Here is a 19,418-nt window from a genome sequence, read left to right on the forward strand (position 1 = left end):
AAAAAATAATTTAAATATTTTTTGGTGAAAGATGGCAAAATATTATATTCAAATTCTAGTTATTCAGATACCTGAATTCCGGATTTCTTGAGAAAATGACGTATTTTTTGATATCAAATACTGTATATTTTACTAAATTTAAAAACGAATGGATATTTGAAATTATTTGTATTTGAAATGGTTTTACGGCATGATATGGGTAGCAGAAGATCCTTTTTAATGAATCTCCTCTCTTACAGATGATGTGACTTCACCTCAGCTTCGGCCTGTGCCGCAACTTTCTGTGCCATCACAATATCGGGAATAATATTCACCATTCTGTCTGTACGGGTGTAGTAAATGTATGTGTCAGGCATTATTCCTGTCAGGGAACAAACTGCATCAGCATAGATGGAGAGCTGGATGAGGTGCTCCTTTTTACAGGGACACTCCCCCGGGTCGGGTCCAGTTTTGTAATCAATTACCACATAGTGGTCGTCCTTCGTACGTATGATCTGGTCTATGGCACCCCGGACCATCCCATCACCGAACCGGTGGACAAATGCAACCTCGCACTGGTGCCAGATACTTTCACGAATGAGCGGTTGGGACAAGAAATGCCGTTTTGCAGTCTCCAAAGAGGCTGTCCGTTCTGCATCCGCTGTGAATCCATGGAGAATACAGGCACGGGCAGGGGACATGCCGGCAAAAACAGCATGGAGGAGGTCTCCTTCCCGTGCTGCAGCATTGTCTTTCTTTCCAGACTGTAGGGTACCGACAGGATCCTGTCCCGCACCAGCATTTCCGAAGGCATACCGGGAGATGGCGGTCACCGGGAGGGGCGGACATGGCGGTGCGACTGCAGGCAGGGGAGGTGCCGTCCATGCTGCATCTCTCCTGTCAGCAGGCAGGGGTTTGGTGATCGTTACCGGCACAGGCGGAGGTGAATTCTCCATTGCCACGCCATTTGTCTCAGTTGTGATGATTGGAATCCACCATTTCCGTCCGCCCGGCGTGGTGCAACCTGTACCCCCTTTCTCAATGGCATCCGGGGTGATGCCGAGGGCGGCAAACGTCCGGTGCATTCGTGTCTTCCCGGCGTCCGGCCCGAGGGCAACCATCTCCATATCCGGCAGTGTCCCGGATATAAGGATATGATCACGGGCCCGGGTGGCAGCCACATAAAAGAGACGACGTGCTTCTGCTGCTTCCTTCTGTTTGCGCCGGTGGCGGATCAGAAGAGATATAGGTGCGTCAACAGGTCCGCCCGTCTCCGCTATCTTTGTGGCAAGGCCCAGCCCCTCTTCAAAGACCATCCCGTTCTTCCGTCCACCACCGTCTGCATTTGCAAAGGGCAGGACAATAACCGGAAATTCCAGCCCCTTCGAGGCATGGACGGTCATCACGGAGACTGTATCATCATTTGCCGTTGGCAGTGGTGCATCCTCCTCTTTTGGTGCATTCCGTACTGATTTCGTAAGGTCTGTTGCAAAGTCATCGAACCCGTAGTATCCTGCAGATTCTCGTGAACGGGCGATTTCGGAAATTTTCCTGAGATTGGCTGTTTTTTGGTCACCATTATTCTGCCCGGCACAGACAGCGTACATGCCGGACTCCCGGAAAATGCGGGTGACAAGTGCTGAAGGCGGTTCCCGGCGTACATATGTCTGCCAGTGCCCAAGCATCCGGCAGGCATCCGCGGCAGGGCCGGTTGTGTTCTCCTGGATGCGGGAGAAGAGTCCCCGGCCATGTCCCCCGGTGGTATGGAATATATCCGCATCGGAGAGGCCAAAGAAAGGAGAGCGGAGGGCCCCGTATAGGGCGATGTCGTCGTTATTATCAGCAAGGAAGGCAATCACTGCCGCACAGTCCCGCACTTCCTGCCGTTCATAGAAGGCTGTGCCCCCGTGGATTTGGTAGGGCACTCCGATCCTGCAAAAGGCATCTTCTATGAGATGAAGCCGGCTTCGTGTCTCGATGAGAACCGCACAGTCTCCGAATGTGGCTGGCCTCTTGTTTGTCTTGCCTTCACTATTTTTATCATAGACGGTCTTTTTCTCTTTGCGAACCATATCCACGAGCCATGCAGCGACAGCCTCAGCCTCAGCGAGGTGGCTTTCGCTACTTTTTTTCATAGAAGGAGTTATAAGAATCTCAGCTGAACCGGAATGCTCCTTTCTGCTATCTGTCACCGCGAGAGAATTATATCCAAATTCCCATGGCTGTTGGTCAGCGCCAAGTATTGCAGAGAAGAGGGTGTTGACGAGCCCGATGATTTCCGGTGCGCTGCGGAAACTTGTGTCCAGTGCCACTTCCCGTCCTCCCCGTTCTGCAAGTATACGGTCGCGGGTTGCCTTGAACTGTGTCACATCAGCGTTTCTAAAGAGATAAATGGACTGCTTCGGGTCACCGACAACAAAGAGGGAACGTTCTTTCCCTGCGGCAGTGAGGATATCCGAGATGATGGCTGCCTGCAGGGGGTCGGTGTCCTGGAATTCGTCCACCATGATGGCACGGTACTTTGCCGCGATGCTGTCCCGTGCCGTCGGATTCTCTGCAAGCAGGGCCTGGGTGCGGATGAGCATATCGCCAAAATCAATAGCCCCCCGCTGCGTTTTCATCCTTCCGATGGAATCAGAAAACCAGGAAAATGCGGTTCCGAGGGCCTGCAGTGTGTGGATAGTCTCTGCTGTCTTCGGGTCTTCCGGAGAAACGGTGAGTGTCAGCAGTCCCAATGAGTTGTCGTTTTCCCACTCCTTCAGGGCGCTGTATGCTGTGATCAGACTTCTCTTCCCATCCTTCCCGAAGACCTTTGCACTCCCCATATTTTTACTTCCCTTGCAGGAGAGGATCCTGGCAAGGGCCTGACAGGTCTCTTTCGGACGGGTGGGGTCAAGGCTCTTCAGTCCGGGGACTGCCGTGGCGAGGTAGCGAGTCCCTGTATCTTCCTCTCCTGCAAATACTGTGGCCAGATCCATGAGCACATTTGCGGCTTCCCCTACAGGGGAGGCAAAGAACTGTGTACAGATATTTGCCTGTTCTGCCTCGATCTCCTTCATCCAGACATCAGTCAGGGCCTCTGGTGTATCTCTTACACAGTCAAAAAACCGGTCTGCATTCCATCGCTGGTCATAGAGGCTTATGATCATCTCCTGCATCTGCTGGATCCCGAAGGTTCGCAGACAGGTGAGGACTGCTGTTCTGACTGGTTCAGGCAACGGGGTGTAGAGGAGGCGGTAAAGTGTTTCTTCTGTCATCTCTGCGAGTTCATAACTTTCAATGACGGCAAATCCGGGTTCCAGGCCGGCCTCGAGTGCATATTCCCGTAGAATTTTTGTGCAGAAGGAATGGATGGTTGAGATGCCGGCCCACATAAGGTCATCACGGAAGCGGGCGGCATCTTCTCCTTCTGCTGTTGCAAGGGCCTGGCGGACTCGGTCCTTCATCTCGGCTGCCGCCTTCTCGGTGAAGGTGAGAGCTAAAATTTCCTGTACATCTGCCTGTTCGTCTCCCTCACGTTCGAGAAGGTCCAGATACCGGCTGACGAGGACATAGGTCTTTCCGGTTCCTGCTCCTGCTGTTACACAAAGGCTGCCTGGGCAGGTGATTGCGGTCTCCTGGACAGGGGTGCGTTGTGGTGGCATCTATGCATCCTCCCTGGTGCGGTCTGCTTCAAGAGTTCTGAGGATGCTGTTCCGGCAGATATGGGTATATTCGCAGTATCCGGGGCATTTGTCTGCATCCTGTGCAAGGGGGAAACGGCCGGTGCGAATGCCTGCGGTGGCATGGACTGCTGCAGTCACTGCATTGGCAATAATTTCCGGAAAAGGGGGTGCGCCTTTTTTCATCCGTTTCACTTGGTAGGGGTCAAGGGAGCCTGCGTAGCGGTCGTCATGAACGACCACACTGTTCACTACTCCCCGTCGTTTCATCTCATAATAGGACGCACCTGCTCCGGCAGCCCCGGTGATCACTTCGAGGGCCCTTACATAGAGGGCCAGCTGGAGGGCTTCTCCTGCAAGAATGTCCTTCTGTTTTGGGTGATATCCGGTCTTATAGTCTGTGATAAGAAATGTTCCGTCTGCCATCATGTCTACCCTGTCGATAAATCCCTGAAGGAGAAGTGGATATTCCTGTTCCGGAACCGGCAGGGCAGCGGGGGCATCCTGGATACTGCCCGGACGGTTGGGGGTCCCGAATCCGGCCTCAAAGAGGGATGGTACAAAAAGAGATGCCTGTGTTTCTCCCTCCCGGTTGATGAACTCTTCAAAGAGTCCTGGTCCTAATCCGTCTGTGCCGAGGAAGGCCTCAACCCCGGCCTCCCATGCAGCACCGCGGCGGGCATAACGGTCCAGCACCGTCTCTGCCTCTGCCAGAATGCTGGCCGTCGCCTCTTTTTGTTCTTCCTGTCCGGGGCCGGCGTTGTGGTTTTGCATCCAGTCATGGTAAAAGTGCTGGCAGACTTCGTGAACGATGGTTCCGTACGCAGTGGCTGAGATGTCTCGTTCCTCTTCCGGAAGGGGCTTTATGCCCAGCACATGTCGAAGATAAAAACGGAACGGACAGGTGACGTAGTCCTCCAGTGTGGTTGCCGACCAGATGGTATCTTCAGGGTAACGCTCAGCAAGCATCCGGGAAATATCCGTGTCTGCGTCAAGCATACCGTCAAAGGAGGAATCACACATTCCATGGCGATGATACTCCTCTGTTGTGATGCGGGCGGCCACTGAATCGGCGGTGACACCCTCCGGCAACCAGAGTGAAGGCGGGTAAAATCCAGCTCTCACGCTCTGTCCGGCCCGTTCCATTCGGCTCTCTCCTGATGCCGGCATCTCTGTGCATTCCCACTCATCGTGGACTAAGGCACCTTTTGCTGCAGCATAAAATGGTGAGGGAATGAGCACCCCGCCGTCACTCTCTGCGTGACTGAGCCAGATTTTTTCTTTGGCACTCAGGAGGGCTGCAAGGAAATAGTATCGTTCTTCCTGCAGTTTTTCACGCCGGCGCATCGTACCCATTGCACGCTCCTCCTGTTCGGTGGTATAGGGTAGAAGGGGGGGTATATCCGGCAACCGTCCGTCTGTGAGATCGGCGATGAAGACGACCGGCAGATGGAGTCCCTGAAGTTCCCGGATTCCACAAATCTGCACGGCATCAGGATTTGGTTCATGTTCGGGGCGTGCATCTGTGGCTGCTGCCATGAGGACCGCAGTTGCCTCACGGATGGTCACTGCCGGTTCCTCCTCTCCGGGAGTACCTGCCATCCTGTCCAACAGATGGCTGAATTCATGCAAGGCTGATTTTTCGCGTTCTTCAACCGTTGCATCCTGGACGGGCGGGAAGTGTGGGGCATCCCATTTGATATAGAGATCCCTGAGTGCCTGGATGTGGTCTGCTATCGGTTTGGGCTTCTCTAACAGTTGCAGGTCATGGATGAGGACAAAGACCGCCCGCTCTGTCTGTTCTGTCGCTGCAAGATCATTTGCCGCGGCTTTCTGGCGATAGGGTGGTATCGCAGGGTTTTCAGCCGTTTCTTTCAGCCGTTTCCTGAGGTGGGCAAATCCTTCTTCCCAGCGAGCCACCCCTCCCCTGATACCAGCCTCACAGGCCCGATGGTTCACTTCACTCCCGGAGATGGTATTTCCTTCTCCGTCACTGAAACGGAAGAATGGCTGAGAGAAGAGGTTCACGATGGTCTGTCGTTCATAGCCTTCTGCGATCACCCGTAGTGGAAGAATGAGGGCCTGGACAAGTGGTTCCTGTGCAAGCGGCAGAGTGGCAGATGAGGCCATTGGGATACCAAAGTCGGAAAAAATTGCTGAAATACGTCCTTCTTCTGCCCGGATGTCCGGCAGGGCGACCGCGATATTTCCAGGTGGAGTGCCATTATGGATGAGATCAGTAATCTGCTGGGCCACTGCCCGCAACTCCGCCCTCCGGTTGGGAAATCTGCCGCAGGAGAGTGGCACTGGCGGAGTGAGTGCGGTGGTTTCGGAGAAAAGCCACTCTGGCCCGTCTCTGGTTTCTGCTGACCCTGGTGTAGTCTGACCAAAGATTGCCGGATTTGCCCCGGCTGGTGTGAATATCATCCACTGTCCCCCTGCGTCGGTGAGTGCCCGGAGAAAGCGTTCTGCCTCCGGCAGGGGTGCGTGGATGCCATAGATGCACCCGGAAAAATGAACCGGATAATGGGCGAGTGCATCTGCCGCAGCGCTGCATATTGAAGGGTTGTCCACCGCCCCCTCTGCGTCCAGGCGTGCCCGGTAATCTGCAAATATATTGCCTATAACCCGGTTCTTCTCTCCTGCGATGGTGCCGAGGCAGGTAGGATAGTCAATTCCGCGTTCGGTTATTACTCCAAAGAGGCGGGAAAGGTCCTGAACCAGACGTTGTCCTCCTTCCTTTCCGTTTGGAGTGAGGATGCCCCGGTTTGGGTGGGCACGGATTGCCTGGTGCATGATGACTCGTGCCTTCTCTGCAGGAATGATAGTCAGGTTCGGTGCAGCCCGGGCGAGGACAACCTTTGCCACATCAGTGGGGGTACCGGTAAGTGTGGGGATATGGGGGATGCCGCGGCTGCCCATCAGGTTACGCAGGGTGGATGCAAGACGGATTGTCGGCAGACAGAGGACTGCAGAAAACGGGTCTTCTGCTGCACATTCAGCGAAGAAATGGAGACATTCCTCTTGTTTATCCCCTGGTAAAACAGATATTTCCGTTCGTTTATCTGCGGTCATCTCAGGCCCCCCTGGTTGTACATGACATTATTTTAGCGCTTCGGGGTTTTACCTCTCACGATGTGTATGTGGCAAAAAAAGATCGACAGATGTTACCAGGTGGAATGTTATCCCAGGGTGGCAATCTTCTGGCCGATTTTATCTGCAGCCTCAAGTGCTGCTTTGTCGTTTGCGATATCGCCCGGCAAAAATGCCTTGCCGGTCACCGATCCAGCATAGATGAATTCATGGGCATTTGCAAAACCTTCGAGGGTTTCAAGGGCACGGTCTGCCCCACAATCCCCATTCACCGCCACAGTGACTACATATTTCCCGGAGAGTTTTCGGTCATGCCAGAGTGAATATGTCCGGTCGATGAAGTTCTTCATCTGCCCGCAGACATCGTAGTAATAGACCGGCGTGCCGATAACAAGGACATCACACTCCACAACCTTCTCCGCAACTTTCCCCCAGTCATCATTGGTGATAACACACTCTTTTTTCTCCCTGCACTGGAGGCACCCGGTGCACGGGTAGATGTGGTGGCCCCCAAGTGAGACAAATTCACAGGTTGCCTCTGCGTTTGCTTCTGTTGCTGCTTCAAGGATTTTCTTCACGAGATATGCTGTATTTCCGTTTGGTTGCATGCTCCCTGAGATTCCCAGGACATTCATACTGGTAGGTCGGATTCAACCTATTTGAGCGTTATGGCTGTACTAAATATGTCCCTGACCCGGGGTCACGCTGATCATAACTGGTTTGCACCCGCAGGCATTGAGGGCCTTGCAACACTCTTGCTGTGGGTTGTTATTACGGTAAAAAAGATGGGAGGTGCACCGGCAGTCGCTGCATCCAAATCCCCCGATCTCATCCCCTCCGAGATAGTGGGCAAGAGTGCACTCCAGCCGATCTTCGGTCTCCCCACAGACAGCAGCTGTGAGTATAAATCGGTTATCTGAAAGCAGGTGGTCGATGTGCCACCGTGGTGGGTGCTCTCCTCCTGCATGGAACACACGAATATGGCGGTCTGCCCGTGCAAGCCCTCCTGGTCCGAGGGCGGAACCAACATAGATGTACCACCCGGCAGGAAACGTTGTTTCGCCGAGTGCACCAATAGGAAGCATTACCCCGGTGGTTTTCAGGATGAGGCAGTATATGCCTTTCTCCGCCATTGAATATGTCCTATTTCCTATTTTCTCTCTTCAGTAATACCCTATCATCCGGCGTGCTGCCTCGATATGTCGGAACCCATTCTCTTTTGCGGGCATCCCGTGGCCTGGCCAGATTGCCTGCACATCATACCCTGCCAACCGGTCGAGGGAGTGCACCAGTTCCTCCTGCGATCCACCGGGGAAATCAGTCCTGCCTACGCCGCCGTCGGCAAAGACCGTGTCGCCGGAGATGAGGTTTTCATCCTCCTGATCCCAGAGGCAGATTGACCCCGGTGTGTGGCCGGGCGTGTGTATCACCTTCAGACCTCCTATGGTGTCTCCGTCCTCCAGGGTGCCTGCAAGCGGCACTGCCGGTGTCCGCTCCCCAAACATCGCTGAGAGTGTCACTTCAGAACGCCCATGGGTTAGGGCCGGTTCATCTGCTTCATGTATGAAAACTTTTGCATCACACATATACGCGATATGGTGGGCATGGGCGATGTGGTCATAATGGCAGTGAGTTAGTACAATCGTTGTTATATCTGGAGCATAGGCTTCCACCTGCATAGGGGTGACCCCCGCGTCTATGAGTACCTCTCCACAGATATAGGCGTTTGCCCAGTATCCTTCTCCAGGAATCCATCTCACCTGCATACAGGTAATAAGGATGTACCACCAAATGTCTTTTATGCAGACCCTTGTCAGGGAGTGCCTCTCCGGTGTGCCGGATGAGATTGAAGCACTCGCCCGAAGAGAAGGGCTCGATGGGCGAAAGATGGCACGTGATGTCGTGCGGGGACGTATTGTTGTTCCGGCAAATCCACGACGTGAACACCGTCTGTGTGCCATTGGGTCCGGATGTCGGGTAAAAGTAAATGTGAACATCGGAACCTCCGGTGTCCGCTGTGATCCGGATCTTGAACTGAAGAAGGGGGGGGCCGCGCTTGCAAACGGTGCAGACGCCCTCATGGACCTCTCAACCGGGGGGGACCTCCATGCGATACGGAAAAGTATTCTGGGGCTGGATACCACCGTTGGGACAGTGCCTATCTATGATGCGGTGCGTCGTGCCGGGAGTGCCTCTGATATCACCGCAGACATACTCTTCAACACCATCCGTGATCATTGCCATGACGGGGTGGACTTTCTTACCCTCCACTGCGGGGTCAACCGTGAGGCATTCGCCTCTCTGCGGCGTGACCCGCGGGTGATGGGTGTTGTTTCACGGGGCGGTTCCTTTCATCTGGCGATGATGGATGCGACCGGTGAGGAGAATCCTCTCTATGCAGAGTATGACTACCTGATGGAGATCCTACGGGAAGAAGATGTATGTATATCCCTTGGAGACGGGATGCGGCCCGGTGCGGTTGTCGATGCCGGCCGCCAGGCAAAGACGGTGGAATATCTCACCCTTGGCACCCTTGCCGCACGGTCACAGGAACTGGGTGTCCAGCGGATGATTGAGGGGCCAGGCCACATGCCGGTTGACCAGATTACCTACAATGTGAAGATGATCAAAGAACTCACCGATCAGGCACCTCTCTACCTTTTGGGGCCGCTTGTCACCGATATCGTCCCTGGCTATGATCATGTATCTGCTGCTATTGGTGGATCAATTGCGGCGATGGCCGGTGCAGACTTCCTCTGCATGGTGTCCCCTGCAGAACACCTTGCCCTGCCGGATTTGGCAGATATTGAAGAAGGGACGCGGGTGGCAAAACTTGCCGCACACATCGGTGATACTACCCGCCGGCCTGAAAAATGGTACACAGAAGGGGAGCGGCAGATGGCCGATGCCCGCCGTGCCCTTGACTGGGACCGTCAGTTCTCTATTGCAATGTTCCCGGAGCATGCGAGACGGATACATGAACGGGACGGGGAAATTGATACCTGTTCGATGTGTGGGGATCTCTGTGCCGTGAAACTGGTCAGTGACATCCTGAGTGATAAAAAGAACACTGAGTGATCGAAATACCTGATAACTCAGTTCATATTTTTCAGTCAATTATCCCAATCATTTTCCACAATTCCTGTCGGTGTTTTTGGAACCGGCTGGGAATATGTTTATTACTGTGTACGCAGATTGAGGGCTCAGGTGTTGTCATTGACTGGACTTTTAACCCTTCCTCTCTGGTCACCCTATATCGCAGGCGCAGGCATTGGTGTCCTTGCATGGCTCTCATTTCTGGTATCCGATCGGCCGATGGGGTGTTCGACGTCGTATGTAAAGACGGCAGGTATGCTTCTCTCACGTGTGTATCCTTCCCATGTGGAGAAGAACGAGTATTATCAAAAATATACTCCGAAAATTGACTGGTCCTGGCTGATTGTCATCGGCATCATCATCGGTGCCTTCATTTCGTCATCATTATCCGGGACGTTTGCCATAAGCTGGGTGCCGCCGCTCTTTGCTTCGACGTTTTCAGATTCTGCTGTGATACGGTGGGTTATTGCTCTTGTGGGTGGTATTTTTCTGGGATTTGGGGCCCGTTGGGCCGGGGGATGTACCAGCGGGCACGGGATATCCGGGTCGATGCAGCTTTCTCTTACCAGTATGGTTACCTCCGCATTCTTCTTTGTGGGGGGGATTGCAACGGCGATGGTGACATTCGCCCTCTTTGGGTGAGGTGAATACTATGGTATTTGCCGCTCTGAGAAAGAACAAAGGAGCTCAGCTGGTGCTGGGCCTTTGTATTGGTATTGGATTTGGTTTTTGTCTCCAGAAAGGAGGTGTGACGCAGTATGATGTGATCATTTCCCAGCTTATGTTGACAGATTTCACGGTAGTGAAGGTGATGGGGACTGCTGTGGCAGTTGGGATGGTGCTCTTTGGTATCTCCCGGCATTTTGAATGGGTCAATGCCCATATTGCAAAACGTACCTATGGCACAGCGATCATAGGCGGGCTCATCTTTGGCGTCGGGTTTGGCCTTCTGGGTCTTTGCCCCGGAACCGTTGCAGGTGCCATTGGGCAGGGTGCCATGGATGCCCTCCTCGGCGGAATGGTGGGGATGGTTATTGGTGCGGCAATCTTTGCTGCATGGTATCCGTCCCTGAAAGATGGTCTCATGAGCCGGTGGCCAATAAAACATACAACCGTCGGTGAAATGCTGGGTATACCCGGCTGGGCCGCTACCGTTGTCATGGTTGTGATGATTGTGTTTGTCCTGTATGTCCTGGAATATCTTGGGTTCTGAAAGGTGGTGTTTATTGGCCTGTGGTGTTTCTCTTTTTTCCGCCCGGAGGGTGTGTGTACCCTGGAGAGCTGAATCGCCACAAGACTAATAGGGTAAAAGGAATAGTACCCCAGATCTGTTATGCGGGTTTTGGAGGGAGGATATGTCGTGGTATATGTGTGATGTCTGTCATTCGTTTGAGTATGATGATGAAGTGGGATCTGTTGAGGGAGGGATACCTGCCGGTGTGTCACCTGAGGCACTGGGGAACGACTGGACATGTCCGGTATGCATGTCTGACAGGACTCACCTGAAAAAGAAACCCGGTGCCGCGACAAAGGAGGTAAGCACTCCTCCGGTAGAGGCGGATCCAGCGACTCATATCTGTCGTGCCCCTGACTATATTGAACCACATTTTGTCCAGATCAAGACGATGGCACAGACTGGTCAACCGGTCATTGAACCAATGAGAACTGCCCGGCTTATGGTTACATGGGATGAGATTCTCATCATTGCCGCGGCCCTCCGTCGTCTCCCCCTCAACACGGATGAAGCGGTGAACATGGAGACGGTTATCGGGCCGGATGCAAAACAGCCGATGGTTCTGTCTATCCCGTTCTATGTGACTCATATGTCATTCGGGGCATTATCCCGTGAAATAAAGATTGCACTTGCAATGGGCAGTGCCCGTGCTGAGACTGCATGTTGTTCTGGTGAAGGGGGGATTCTTCCTGCCGAATTTGAGCAGTCTCATCGTTATATATTTGAATATGTGCCAAATCGCTATAGCGCAACCCCGGAATATATGCAGGCGGCCGATGCTATAGAGATCAAAATAAGTCAGTCTGCCAAACCCGGGATGGGGGGCTTTCTGCCCGGTGCAAAGGTAACAGAAGAGATAGCTAAAATCCGGGGATTTCCACAGGGACATGATATCCACAGCCCTGCCCGGTTTGATGACATCCGCTCTCCAGAGGATCTAATAGTTAAGGTGGGTGACCTGCGGGACCTTTCAGGTGGTCGTCCTGTCGGCATCAAATTTGCTGCAGGAGATATTGAAGGAGACCTTGAAGTGGCTATTGCGGCGGATCCTGATTTTATCACTATTGATGGCCGGCCGGGTTCAACAGCGGCAGCACCGAAGGCGGTGAAGGATGCGACTGCCGTCCCGACGATGTATGCTCTGGACCGGGCCCGCCGGTATATGGATGATCACGGGGTGCGCGGCATCTCTCTTGTGATGACCGGCGGGTTCCGAATCTCGGCAGATATTGCCAAAGGTCTCGCGCTCGGTGCCGATGCCATTGCGCTGGGAACGGCCCCCCTCATTGCTGCCGGGTGTGACCAGTACCGCATCTGTCATACCGGCGATTGCCCAACAGGGGTGACGACACAGGATCCTGTCCTTCGTGCACGGGTGGATACTGCCCATGCGGCAGATGGTGTTGCCCGGTTCTTTGCTGCAACACGGGCCGAAATTGAATATTTTTCCCGCCTGTGTGGTCATCATGATGTACATGATCTGTCAGTGCATGATCTCTGCACTGTCAATTCTGAGATATCGGAGTATACCCGTATCCGGCATGTCTGAATAAAACCCTCAATTTCTCTCAGATTTTGTGTTTCCGTTACGCAACGGTATATATCAGAGGGGTGGTTAATGGTTGATCATATAGGACATCATATAGAACACAGAGTCTGTCATGTCATCAGAAGAACATCCCCAGCCAATCACCATTGCCTCATGTGTAGAGATTACTGCCGTCATGACCCGGGAACTGGTATGCGTCCCGTCAGATATTACTGTTGCCGGAGCGGCTGGACTGATGACCAAACGTCGTATCGGGAGTTGTCTTGTTATGGATGGAGAGATTCTCCAAGGTGTCATAACAGAACAGGATCTCACCCGTAAGGTTGTGGCGGCTGGAAGAGATCCGACGAAAATTCTGGTATCCGATGTTATGTCCTCACCTGTTATTACCATCGGTGCTGATGGGACGGTGGGTGATGCAGCCGATCTAATGATCCGGCACAGTATCCGTCGGATTGTGGTGTTAAAAGATGGGCGGGCAGCAGGTATTGTGACTGCACGTGATGTGCTCGGGTTTGCAAGTGACATGAACGCAATTTTGCAGGACTTATCCGGGATGTACGGAACCATGATGTTTCTTGACCAGAATATGGAGGTTCTCTGGATCAACAGACAGCCGGAGGATGTTGATGTTGCAGGTGAACCTGGCCCGGTGCACTGCTATGAGCTCCTGCATGGCAGTTCTACTCCCTGTCATGGTTGTCCTCTCACCCTCTCCGGCCCTTCTCCTGAAAGACCGGTGCGAACATCAGAAATTATCGATAATAAAAGCCGTATCTGGCAGGTGCAGTGTCATCCTGTCAGATGGGGAAACGGTAAAGTCCTTGGGGTGATAGAGTCAGCAATTGATGTCACCCGTGAACGTGAACTGGAACGGGAACTTCGTGAACACCAGGACCGCCTGCATGTTGCGGTTGAAGGTGCGGATATTGAGACCTGGTACTACCGTGAAGGTCCGGACGGGATCGAAATCGGAGCGGACGGAGGTGTGGTCTTTGCCCCTGATAGTTATTTCTCCGACTTGGGGGAGATGTTTGGGTACCTTCAGAATAGGGTGCATCCCGATGATTTCCCGGCATTCCATGAGATTGTGGAGTCCCTTGTCCTGGGGGAAGAGGCCATAAGGGAGGGACGGTTCCGTATCGTTGTTCCGGGGGGTGGATGGCGATGGGTTCGGGAGATGGGAAAAGTCATTGAGACCGATTCAGATGGGAAAGCCGTTTTCATTGCTGGTGTTAATATTGATATTACGGATCTTACCAACTACCAGGCTGCCATCCACAAGGCAAATAAGAAACTCAATCTGCTCTCATCAATAACCCGGCATGATATCCTCAACCAGGTGAGTATCATTATGCTTGCAGGTGAACTGTTGGAGATGGATGGCTACCTGGACGGGGACAGTGGGCTTGCAGAAACCATCGGGCAGATAATGTCTTCTGCCGGCACCATCGAGCGTCAGATCCTCTTCACCCGGGAGTACCAGGGTCTGGGGGAGTCCAATCCGGAGTGGCAGAGTGTCTCTTTCCTTGCTGAAAAGGCAGCAAAAGAGTTTGTGAAAAATAACGTTGCTGTTGTCTGTGCATGTGAGGGACTGGACATTTATGCAGATCCGATGTTTGGTAACGTCATCTTTAATCTCATTGATAATGCGGTCCGTCACGGAGTTGGTACGACGACGGTTTCCATCGGGTTTGAGGATGGTGAGGATGGTTGCATACTTATCGTCGAAGACGATGGCAAAGGTGTCCCTGCTGATCTCAAAGAGCGCATATTCGCCAGAGGGTATGGAAAAAACACCGGTTTTGGCCTATTTCTATCTCGTGAAATTTTGGAGATTACCGGAATTTCAATCCGTGAATGTGGGGTGCCTGACGCGGGGGCCCGGTTTGAGATATTGGTCCCTCATTCCGGCTATCGTTTTGTCTGAACGGAGTCTGAGATTTTTTAAGAGAAAGATATAATCTTCCGGGAAGACGATAGAAGAATGTCAGATAGGGGGGGAAGGAGAACAGATGGCAGAGAAGATACCGGTATGCCCGGAATGTGGGAATCCGCTTCCTGAAGGAGTGACCGGGCTCTGTCCTTCCTGCAGGGAATGGAAGGAGTCCGCACTTGCACCCCCACATAAGAATGTGCATGCAGCGGTGGTGCTTTCGTTCTTTTTCCCTGGGTTTGGGCAGGTCTATAACGGTGAGTACAAAAAAGGTCTCTTTGTGCTTGTGGCAACGATATTTGGCCTTTTCTTCTTCCTTGTACCAGGGCTTGTTATTCTTGGTGCAGGGGTATATGATGCTTACCGGACTGCTCAGCGACAGAACGCCGGCACCCTGCCGTTCCGTGAAATGCATATATATCATGTTGTGCTGTATGTCCTTGTCTTCGTTCTCGTCTGCTTTGGTGCGATGTCCGTTTCCTCGATATTCATGATGTCGTGAGGAAATCCTGTATTCCGGTTTCCGAAATTCCTGCGATTTGAGATATTAGCATTTCTCTCTATAGGGGATACGCAACAGGATATTTCCGGATATCTGCTGCACTCAGAAATGTATGGGAAAAGTATGTGGGATCATGTATCCCATGTCTGGTTGACCGGTTTTAGTCCAAACCCTTCTTTTAAGATGCTGACCGGCATATATCAGGGCAATGGCGATGGAATGTACAATACTGACTGACAATACGGCTTTTACTGATCGTTATCTCCTTTCCGAATCCGGTTTTTCCGCATTCATCCATGATGGGGATGTCCGGGTTATCTTTGATACCGGTTTTTCCGGTGTTTTTCTTGATAATGCACGGCGGATGGGGATAGAACCGGCGGATGCCACCCATGTGGTCTTTTCCCACGGGCACCTTGACCATACATGGGGTATGAAGGCACTGCTTCCCGAACTGGGAAATGAGACAACCGAAGGTGATGGGCATGTACCGCCAGTCTTTCTTTCCCACCCGGGGGCATATCTGCCCCGCAGGCGTCCCGGGAATTCTGAAATTGGCACTCTCTATAGTGCAGATATTCTGGGTCGTTTTGGTACGGTTCAGCTCTCAAAAGAGCCGGTATGGATTACTGACCGGTTGGTATTCCTGGGTGAAATTCCCCGGGTACATGAGTGGGAGTCTTTCACTCCGAATGCAGAGGTGACACTGAAAGACGGCACCACCGCACCGGATCACCTGACTGATGACTCTGCCCTTGCGTACAAAAGTGACACAGGTCTTGTAATCATCAGCGGCTGTTCGCACTCCGGTATCGCAAACATCATCGACCATGCAAAGACAGTATGTGGCGATGATCGTATCCGGTCTGTCATTGGTGGCCTTCATCTGATGTACTCTGATCAGAACCGGATTGACCGGACGACCCGGTTCCTTGAAAATCTGAACCTTGAATCACTGCATGCCTGCCACTGCACCGGGTTTACGGCATTGCACACCTTCTCCCGGACGTTGCCTCTGAAAGAGACCGGTACCGGGCTGCAGACAGTGTGGTAATTCCTCGAAAATTACCATTATCCAGATTTTTGAAAACCAAATATTGGCACAAGCTCTGGCTTTGCCCAATCCGTTAAATATGACACCATTTTCATTATTCTCAGCTGGAATTAACTGATTTCACTGAGTTTACCTTTGTATTCATATTGGGTATTTCAAAAAATGGGATAATAATCCTCTATAATGTGATTTATAAATCAATTGTCTGTTATTTTGGTCAATATGTTCTATTTACCTCTCCTTCCAACAGAAAAGAAGATGTATCAAAGGGTCGTAACTCGCATCATGAAAAACATAGAGATGACTCTTGAAGGCACCATTCTTACGATGAAAATTGATATATCTAAGAATTTTGGGCCATCCAAATCAGGAAAATCCATTACAATTGCGTCAACTGAGGGTAACATATCTGTGCCTGATGCTGAAGACGTAAAAATTGGTTTGAACGTGTATAAAAGTAATAAGTAAGAGAATCCTGATCCTTTTTGACAAATACTCCCTCCTTTTTTGTGAATCGGGCACCATGGTGTCTGGTGGTGTAATATATTTGGTATATCTGGTTGAACACCTGTGGATGTTACTCTTTGGAGGTGACGAGGGCTCATGTGTGTATGCGTGTGATGCAATTTGGATAGGCAGAAATATTCGTCCTGCTGAATTCTGCCGGAAGAAATACCTCGATTCCATCTGCTGACGTGGCGCTGTTAAAAAAAGGTGCGGCTGCTTTATCGCCTCGTTATCCGGTAATACCCGCACTAAGGGTGGAGATAAGCAGTTGTTTATTGATGGGTTTTGGAAGGAAGGCATATGGCCTGATACCTTTCGCACGTTCTTTTGTAGAGGGGTCAGTGTAAGCAGAGAGGAAGATGATAGGGATATCTGAAAATTCTCTGATGTGGATTGCTGCCTCAATACCATCCATGTCACCGTTCAAATTGATATCCATCAGCATGGCTCCTGGGGCATTATCACGGACACAGTCCACTGCTTCTTTCCCGGTCTTTACGGTGCAGACTACGTCAAACCCCTCCCGTGTCAGCATTTCCCGCAGGAGCATTGCAATCATTCCTTCGTCTTCAACAATGCCGACGGAGCGCTTCTCATTACCTTCCATTTTAAATCTGTTTTCTCCCTGGCTGTTTCCGAAATTAATTTAGATCTGGTGGAAATCGCAGTGTCCATATAGTCCCGTCGGGGCCAGATGTTATCTCATAGGTGCCGTCAAGCTGATACTCAACAAATGTTTTTACCATTCGTATTCCGAGAGATGTTGCCTTTTCAGGTTCAAATCCATTGGGGAATCCGACCCCGTTGTCACTGACAGTGAGAACCGCATTTGCGTTATCACAGTACATCTGAATGGAAATTATACCTTCTGTTTGGCCTATAAAGGCATACTTCATCGCGTTTGTGAGAAGTTCATTGATGATGAGACTCACAGGAATTGCATTCTGTAGTGAGAGCATGCACCCCCCTCTCGCTTCCACCTCCAGACTGACTTTTTCTGCATCCGGGAACGTGTTGATGATATCATGTGCCAGGCGTCTGAAGTGGGACTGTATGTCAATCGAACCAAAGGTCTCTGATTGGTAGAGTTCTTCGTGGACTGCAGCCATTGAGCGTATGCGACGTTCAGCTTCACGAATTTGGGTTGCCACGTATGGGTCTGCACCCTCTTCTTTTACTGCCTGCATCTCAAGCATAGAGGAAACAACCGCAAGATTGTTTTTGACCCGGTGATGGACTTCCTGTAGGAGCACGGTCTTCTCCTGAAGGGAGTCCTTAATTTTTTGTTCTGCCTCTTTTTGTTCTGTGATGTCCATGCCAACCGACTGGTACTCTACAACGGTCCCGTTTTCATCAAAAATGGAGTGATCATCCCAGCGCTGCCAGCGGATACTGCCATCGTCTAAGACAATGCGTTGTTCAATTGATTTGTGTGCCGTGCCGGCACGGAGTGTGGCAAAGTGCGCTGCAACCCGTTCCCGGTCTTTTTCAAATATACGGGCACGGAAATTCGTCCCTTTGGCTTCATCCTGGTCCAGACCAAAGTATCGTGCATAGGCAGAATTGATGAAGATAATTGTGCCATCCGTCCGGAACCGGGTGATCATCTCGGTCTGTCCTTCAACCACTGAGCGGTATAGATGTTCGCTTTTCGTGAGCAATGCCCGGGTCTTGCCAAGTGCTACATTCTGGCCAATGAGGATGACCACAAGGAAACAGAGGATGATTGCAACTGACATGATCGCCAATGCAACCCCACGGTTGATGGTTATTGAGTTGGATGGTTGATTGATAATGGTGGTTCCTTCCGGCAGGACAGATTCAGGGATTCCAAAGCGCTGCATCTCTGTGTAGTCGAAGATGGGAGACGTTTCAGGTGCGTAGACAACGGGCCCGGTGCCTTTCAGTGGTTTCTCTTCAAGCACCCATATGGCCTGATTTCCTGCATCATATCCCAGGTTGTAGGGAGATATCTGAACTCCGCCTACCACTCCCTTATTATTGAACATGCTCACCACAGAATAGATGGGAACCGGGCTTGCTGCAGAAAGTTCAGCAGAGATTTCATCGATATGGTAAGGAGTGAGGTCCTGGTCGGCGAGGTAGTAGGTGATTATGAGGGCGGCTGCTGTATCCGGCAGACTGGCCAGATCAGCACTGATGGTACTGATATTGGCCCCTGCTTCCGGGTAGTGGAAGCTGATATCTGTATCATCGGCTGTCTGTTCGTTAATCTGGTCCCGGATGGAGCGGCCAGCGTAGGTATTGTCAAGGATGACATAGATGGTGTCAGTATCCTGGTTAATTTTTTGTATGACATCAATTGTCTCCTTTATGGGCAGTATCTCCAGTGTCCCGATATAGAACGTGGCATCCTCTCCTCCCTCCGGCAGAATGGATGCATTGTTCACTCCGGTAAAGACAACAGGGACACCCGGAAAGAGCCGATCCCCATATGTGTCCATGAAAAGAAGGGCGTTGTCGTCAGAAGTGATGATTACATTCGGGTTGGCATTTTCGTATTTGTGGGCAAAGGTCTGATACAGGTTTTCAAAATGAGTAGCATCATCGATGACTTTTGCATCCAGATATTCGATGGAAAGCTGAATACGGGTACGTTCTGAGTCTGTAATGGCCGCCTGAATGCCTGCTTCAATCTCCTGGTTCCAGATGTAACTTGGCCCGTATGAGCTGATGTAGATGATCTGGTCATGCCCCCCCGTATCAGCCGCAACAGGCAGCAATATGAGATAAATAAGCAGAATTCCTGCTGCCAGGATCCGGGGTTCCAATCGCATCTGTGAAA

At 51.7% G+C, this 19,418-nt stretch carries 15 protein-coding genes; 8 read left to right on the forward strand and 7 right to left on the reverse strand.

The features are described 5' to 3' along the window. Positions 1-233 precede the first annotated feature (233 nt). From L0665_RS07625 to L0665_RS07645, 5 genes are all read right to left on the reverse strand, one after another. Positions 234-3,623: a UvrD-helicase domain-containing protein gene (locus L0665_RS07625; protein ID WP_274925093.1), complete on the reverse strand. Its 3,390-nt coding sequence runs from the start codon at positions 3,621-3,623 to the stop codon at positions 234-236. After that, positions 3,624-6,716 (reverse strand): PD-(D/E)XK nuclease family protein, encoded by a 3,093-nt coding sequence (locus tag L0665_RS07630; RefSeq protein WP_274925094.1) that lies wholly within the window; start codon positions 6,714-6,716, stop codon positions 3,624-3,626. Positions 6,717-6,823: 107 nt separating this feature from the next. After that, positions 6,824-7,369 (reverse strand): flavodoxin family protein, encoded by a 546-nt coding sequence (locus L0665_RS07635; protein ID WP_274925095.1) that lies wholly within the window; start codon positions 7,367-7,369, stop codon positions 6,824-6,826. A gap of 42 nt (positions 7,370-7,411) precedes the next feature. Beyond that, on the reverse strand, positions 7,412-7,819 hold the full coding sequence (locus L0665_RS07640) for a GIY-YIG nuclease family protein (RefSeq protein WP_274925096.1): 408 nt from the start codon (positions 7,817-7,819) through the stop codon (positions 7,412-7,414). Between the two features lie 78 nt (positions 7,820-7,897). Next, complete coding sequence (locus tag L0665_RS07645; RefSeq protein ID WP_274925097.1) at positions 7,898-8,500, reverse strand: MBL fold metallo-hydrolase; 603 nt, start codon at positions 8,498-8,500, stop codon at positions 7,898-7,900. Positions 8,501-8,525: 25 nt separating this feature from the next. On the opposite strand from L0665_RS07645, the gene thiC reads away from it, so the two are divergent. From thiC to L0665_RS07685, 8 genes are all read left to right on the forward strand, one after another. Next, positions 8,526-9,812, forward strand: a complete 1,287-nt coding sequence (gene thiC / locus L0665_RS07650) for a phosphomethylpyrimidine synthase ThiC (RefSeq protein ID WP_274925098.1) — start codon at positions 8,526-8,528, stop codon at positions 9,810-9,812. 138 nt (positions 9,813-9,950) lie between these two features. Then, positions 9,951-10,472, forward strand: coding sequence for a YeeE/YedE thiosulfate transporter family protein (locus tag L0665_RS07655; protein WP_274925099.1), 522 nt, complete (start codon positions 9,951-9,953; stop codon positions 10,470-10,472). Between the two features lie 10 nt (positions 10,473-10,482). Next, entirely contained in the window at positions 10,483-11,043 is a 561-nt protein-coding gene (locus L0665_RS07660; protein ID WP_274925100.1) for a YeeE/YedE thiosulfate transporter family protein, read from the forward strand. 142 nt (positions 11,044-11,185) lie between these two features. Next, positions 11,186-12,613, forward strand: a complete 1,428-nt coding sequence (locus L0665_RS07665; protein WP_274925101.1) for a glutamate synthase-related protein — start codon at positions 11,186-11,188, stop codon at positions 12,611-12,613. A 112-nt stretch (positions 12,614-12,725) separates the two neighbouring features. After that, positions 12,726-14,543 carry a CBS domain-containing protein gene (locus L0665_RS07670; protein WP_274925102.1) on the forward strand — a complete coding sequence of 606 codons (1,818 nt, stop codon included), beginning with the start codon at positions 12,726-12,728 and terminating at the stop codon, positions 14,541-14,543. 85 nt (positions 14,544-14,628) lie between these two features. Continuing rightward, entirely contained in the window at positions 14,629-15,051 is a 423-nt protein-coding gene (locus tag L0665_RS07675; protein WP_274925103.1) for a DUF5683 domain-containing protein, read from the forward strand. A 214-nt stretch (positions 15,052-15,265) separates the two neighbouring features. After that, positions 15,266-16,105 (forward strand): MBL fold metallo-hydrolase, encoded by an 840-nt coding sequence (locus tag L0665_RS07680; protein ID WP_274925104.1) that lies wholly within the window; start codon positions 15,266-15,268, stop codon positions 16,103-16,105. A gap of 285 nt (positions 16,106-16,390) precedes the next feature. Then, positions 16,391-16,573, forward strand: a complete 183-nt coding sequence (locus L0665_RS07685) for a hypothetical protein (RefSeq protein WP_274925105.1) — start codon at positions 16,391-16,393, stop codon at positions 16,571-16,573. A 268-nt stretch (positions 16,574-16,841) separates the two neighbouring features. Here the strand turns inward: L0665_RS07685 and L0665_RS07690 are convergent, their stop codons facing one another. Together L0665_RS07690 and L0665_RS07695 are read right to left on the reverse strand one after the other, a co-directional pair. Then, positions 16,842-17,219: a response regulator gene (locus L0665_RS07690; RefSeq protein WP_274925106.1), complete on the reverse strand. Its 378-nt coding sequence runs from the start codon at positions 17,217-17,219 to the stop codon at positions 16,842-16,844. 34 nt (positions 17,220-17,253) lie between these two features. Beyond that, positions 17,254-19,410, reverse strand: coding sequence for a histidine kinase dimerization/phosphoacceptor domain -containing protein (locus L0665_RS07695; protein ID WP_274925107.1), 2,157 nt, complete (start codon positions 19,408-19,410; stop codon positions 17,254-17,256). Positions 19,411-19,418: the final 8 nt, after the last annotated feature.

This window comes from Methanogenium marinum (genome assembly GCF_028912405.1).
GTDB lineage: Archaea > Halobacteriota > Methanomicrobia > Methanomicrobiales > Methanomicrobiaceae > Methanogenium > Methanogenium marinum.

Excerpts from the sequence above, each read along its gene's own strand:
- L0665_RS07625 (WP_274925093.1), bottom strand. The coding sequence starts at position 3,623 with ATGCCACCACAACGCACCCCTGTCCAGGAGACCGCAATCACCTGCCCA.
- L0665_RS07630 (WP_274925094.1), bottom strand. The coding sequence starts at position 6,716 with ATGACCGCAGATAAACGAACGGAAATATCTGTTTTACCAGGGGATAAA.
- L0665_RS07635 (WP_274925095.1), bottom strand. The coding sequence starts at position 7,369 with ATGAATGTCCTGGGAATCTCAGGGAGCATGCAACCAAACGGAAATACA.
- L0665_RS07640 (WP_274925096.1), bottom strand. The coding sequence starts at position 7,819 with ATGCTTCCTATTGGTGCACTCGGCGAAACAACGTTTCCTGCCGGGTGG.
- L0665_RS07645 (WP_274925097.1), bottom strand. The coding sequence starts at position 8,500 with ATGCAGGTGAGATGGATTCCTGGAGAAGGATACTGGGCAAACGCCTAT.
- thiC (WP_274925098.1), top strand. The coding sequence starts at position 8,526 with ATGTCTTTTATGCAGACCCTTGTCAGGGAGTGCCTCTCCGGTGTGCCG.
- L0665_RS07660 (WP_274925100.1), top strand. The coding sequence starts at position 10,483 with ATGGTATTTGCCGCTCTGAGAAAGAACAAAGGAGCTCAGCTGGTGCTG.
- L0665_RS07665 (WP_274925101.1), top strand. The coding sequence starts at position 11,186 with ATGTCGTGGTATATGTGTGATGTCTGTCATTCGTTTGAGTATGATGAT.
- L0665_RS07670 (WP_274925102.1), top strand. The coding sequence starts at position 12,726 with ATGTCATCAGAAGAACATCCCCAGCCAATCACCATTGCCTCATGTGTA.
- L0665_RS07675 (WP_274925103.1), top strand. The coding sequence starts at position 14,629 with ATGGCAGAGAAGATACCGGTATGCCCGGAATGTGGGAATCCGCTTCCT.
- L0665_RS07680 (WP_274925104.1), top strand. The coding sequence starts at position 15,266 with ATGGAATGTACAATACTGACTGACAATACGGCTTTTACTGATCGTTAT.
- L0665_RS07685 (WP_274925105.1), top strand. The coding sequence starts at position 16,391 with ATGAAAAACATAGAGATGACTCTTGAAGGCACCATTCTTACGATGAAA.
- L0665_RS07690 (WP_274925106.1), bottom strand. The coding sequence starts at position 17,219 with ATGGAAGGTAATGAGAAGCGCTCCGTCGGCATTGTTGAAGACGAAGGA.
- L0665_RS07695 (WP_274925107.1), bottom strand. The coding sequence starts at position 19,410 with ATGCGATTGGAACCCCGGATCCTGGCAGCAGGAATTCTGCTTATTTAT.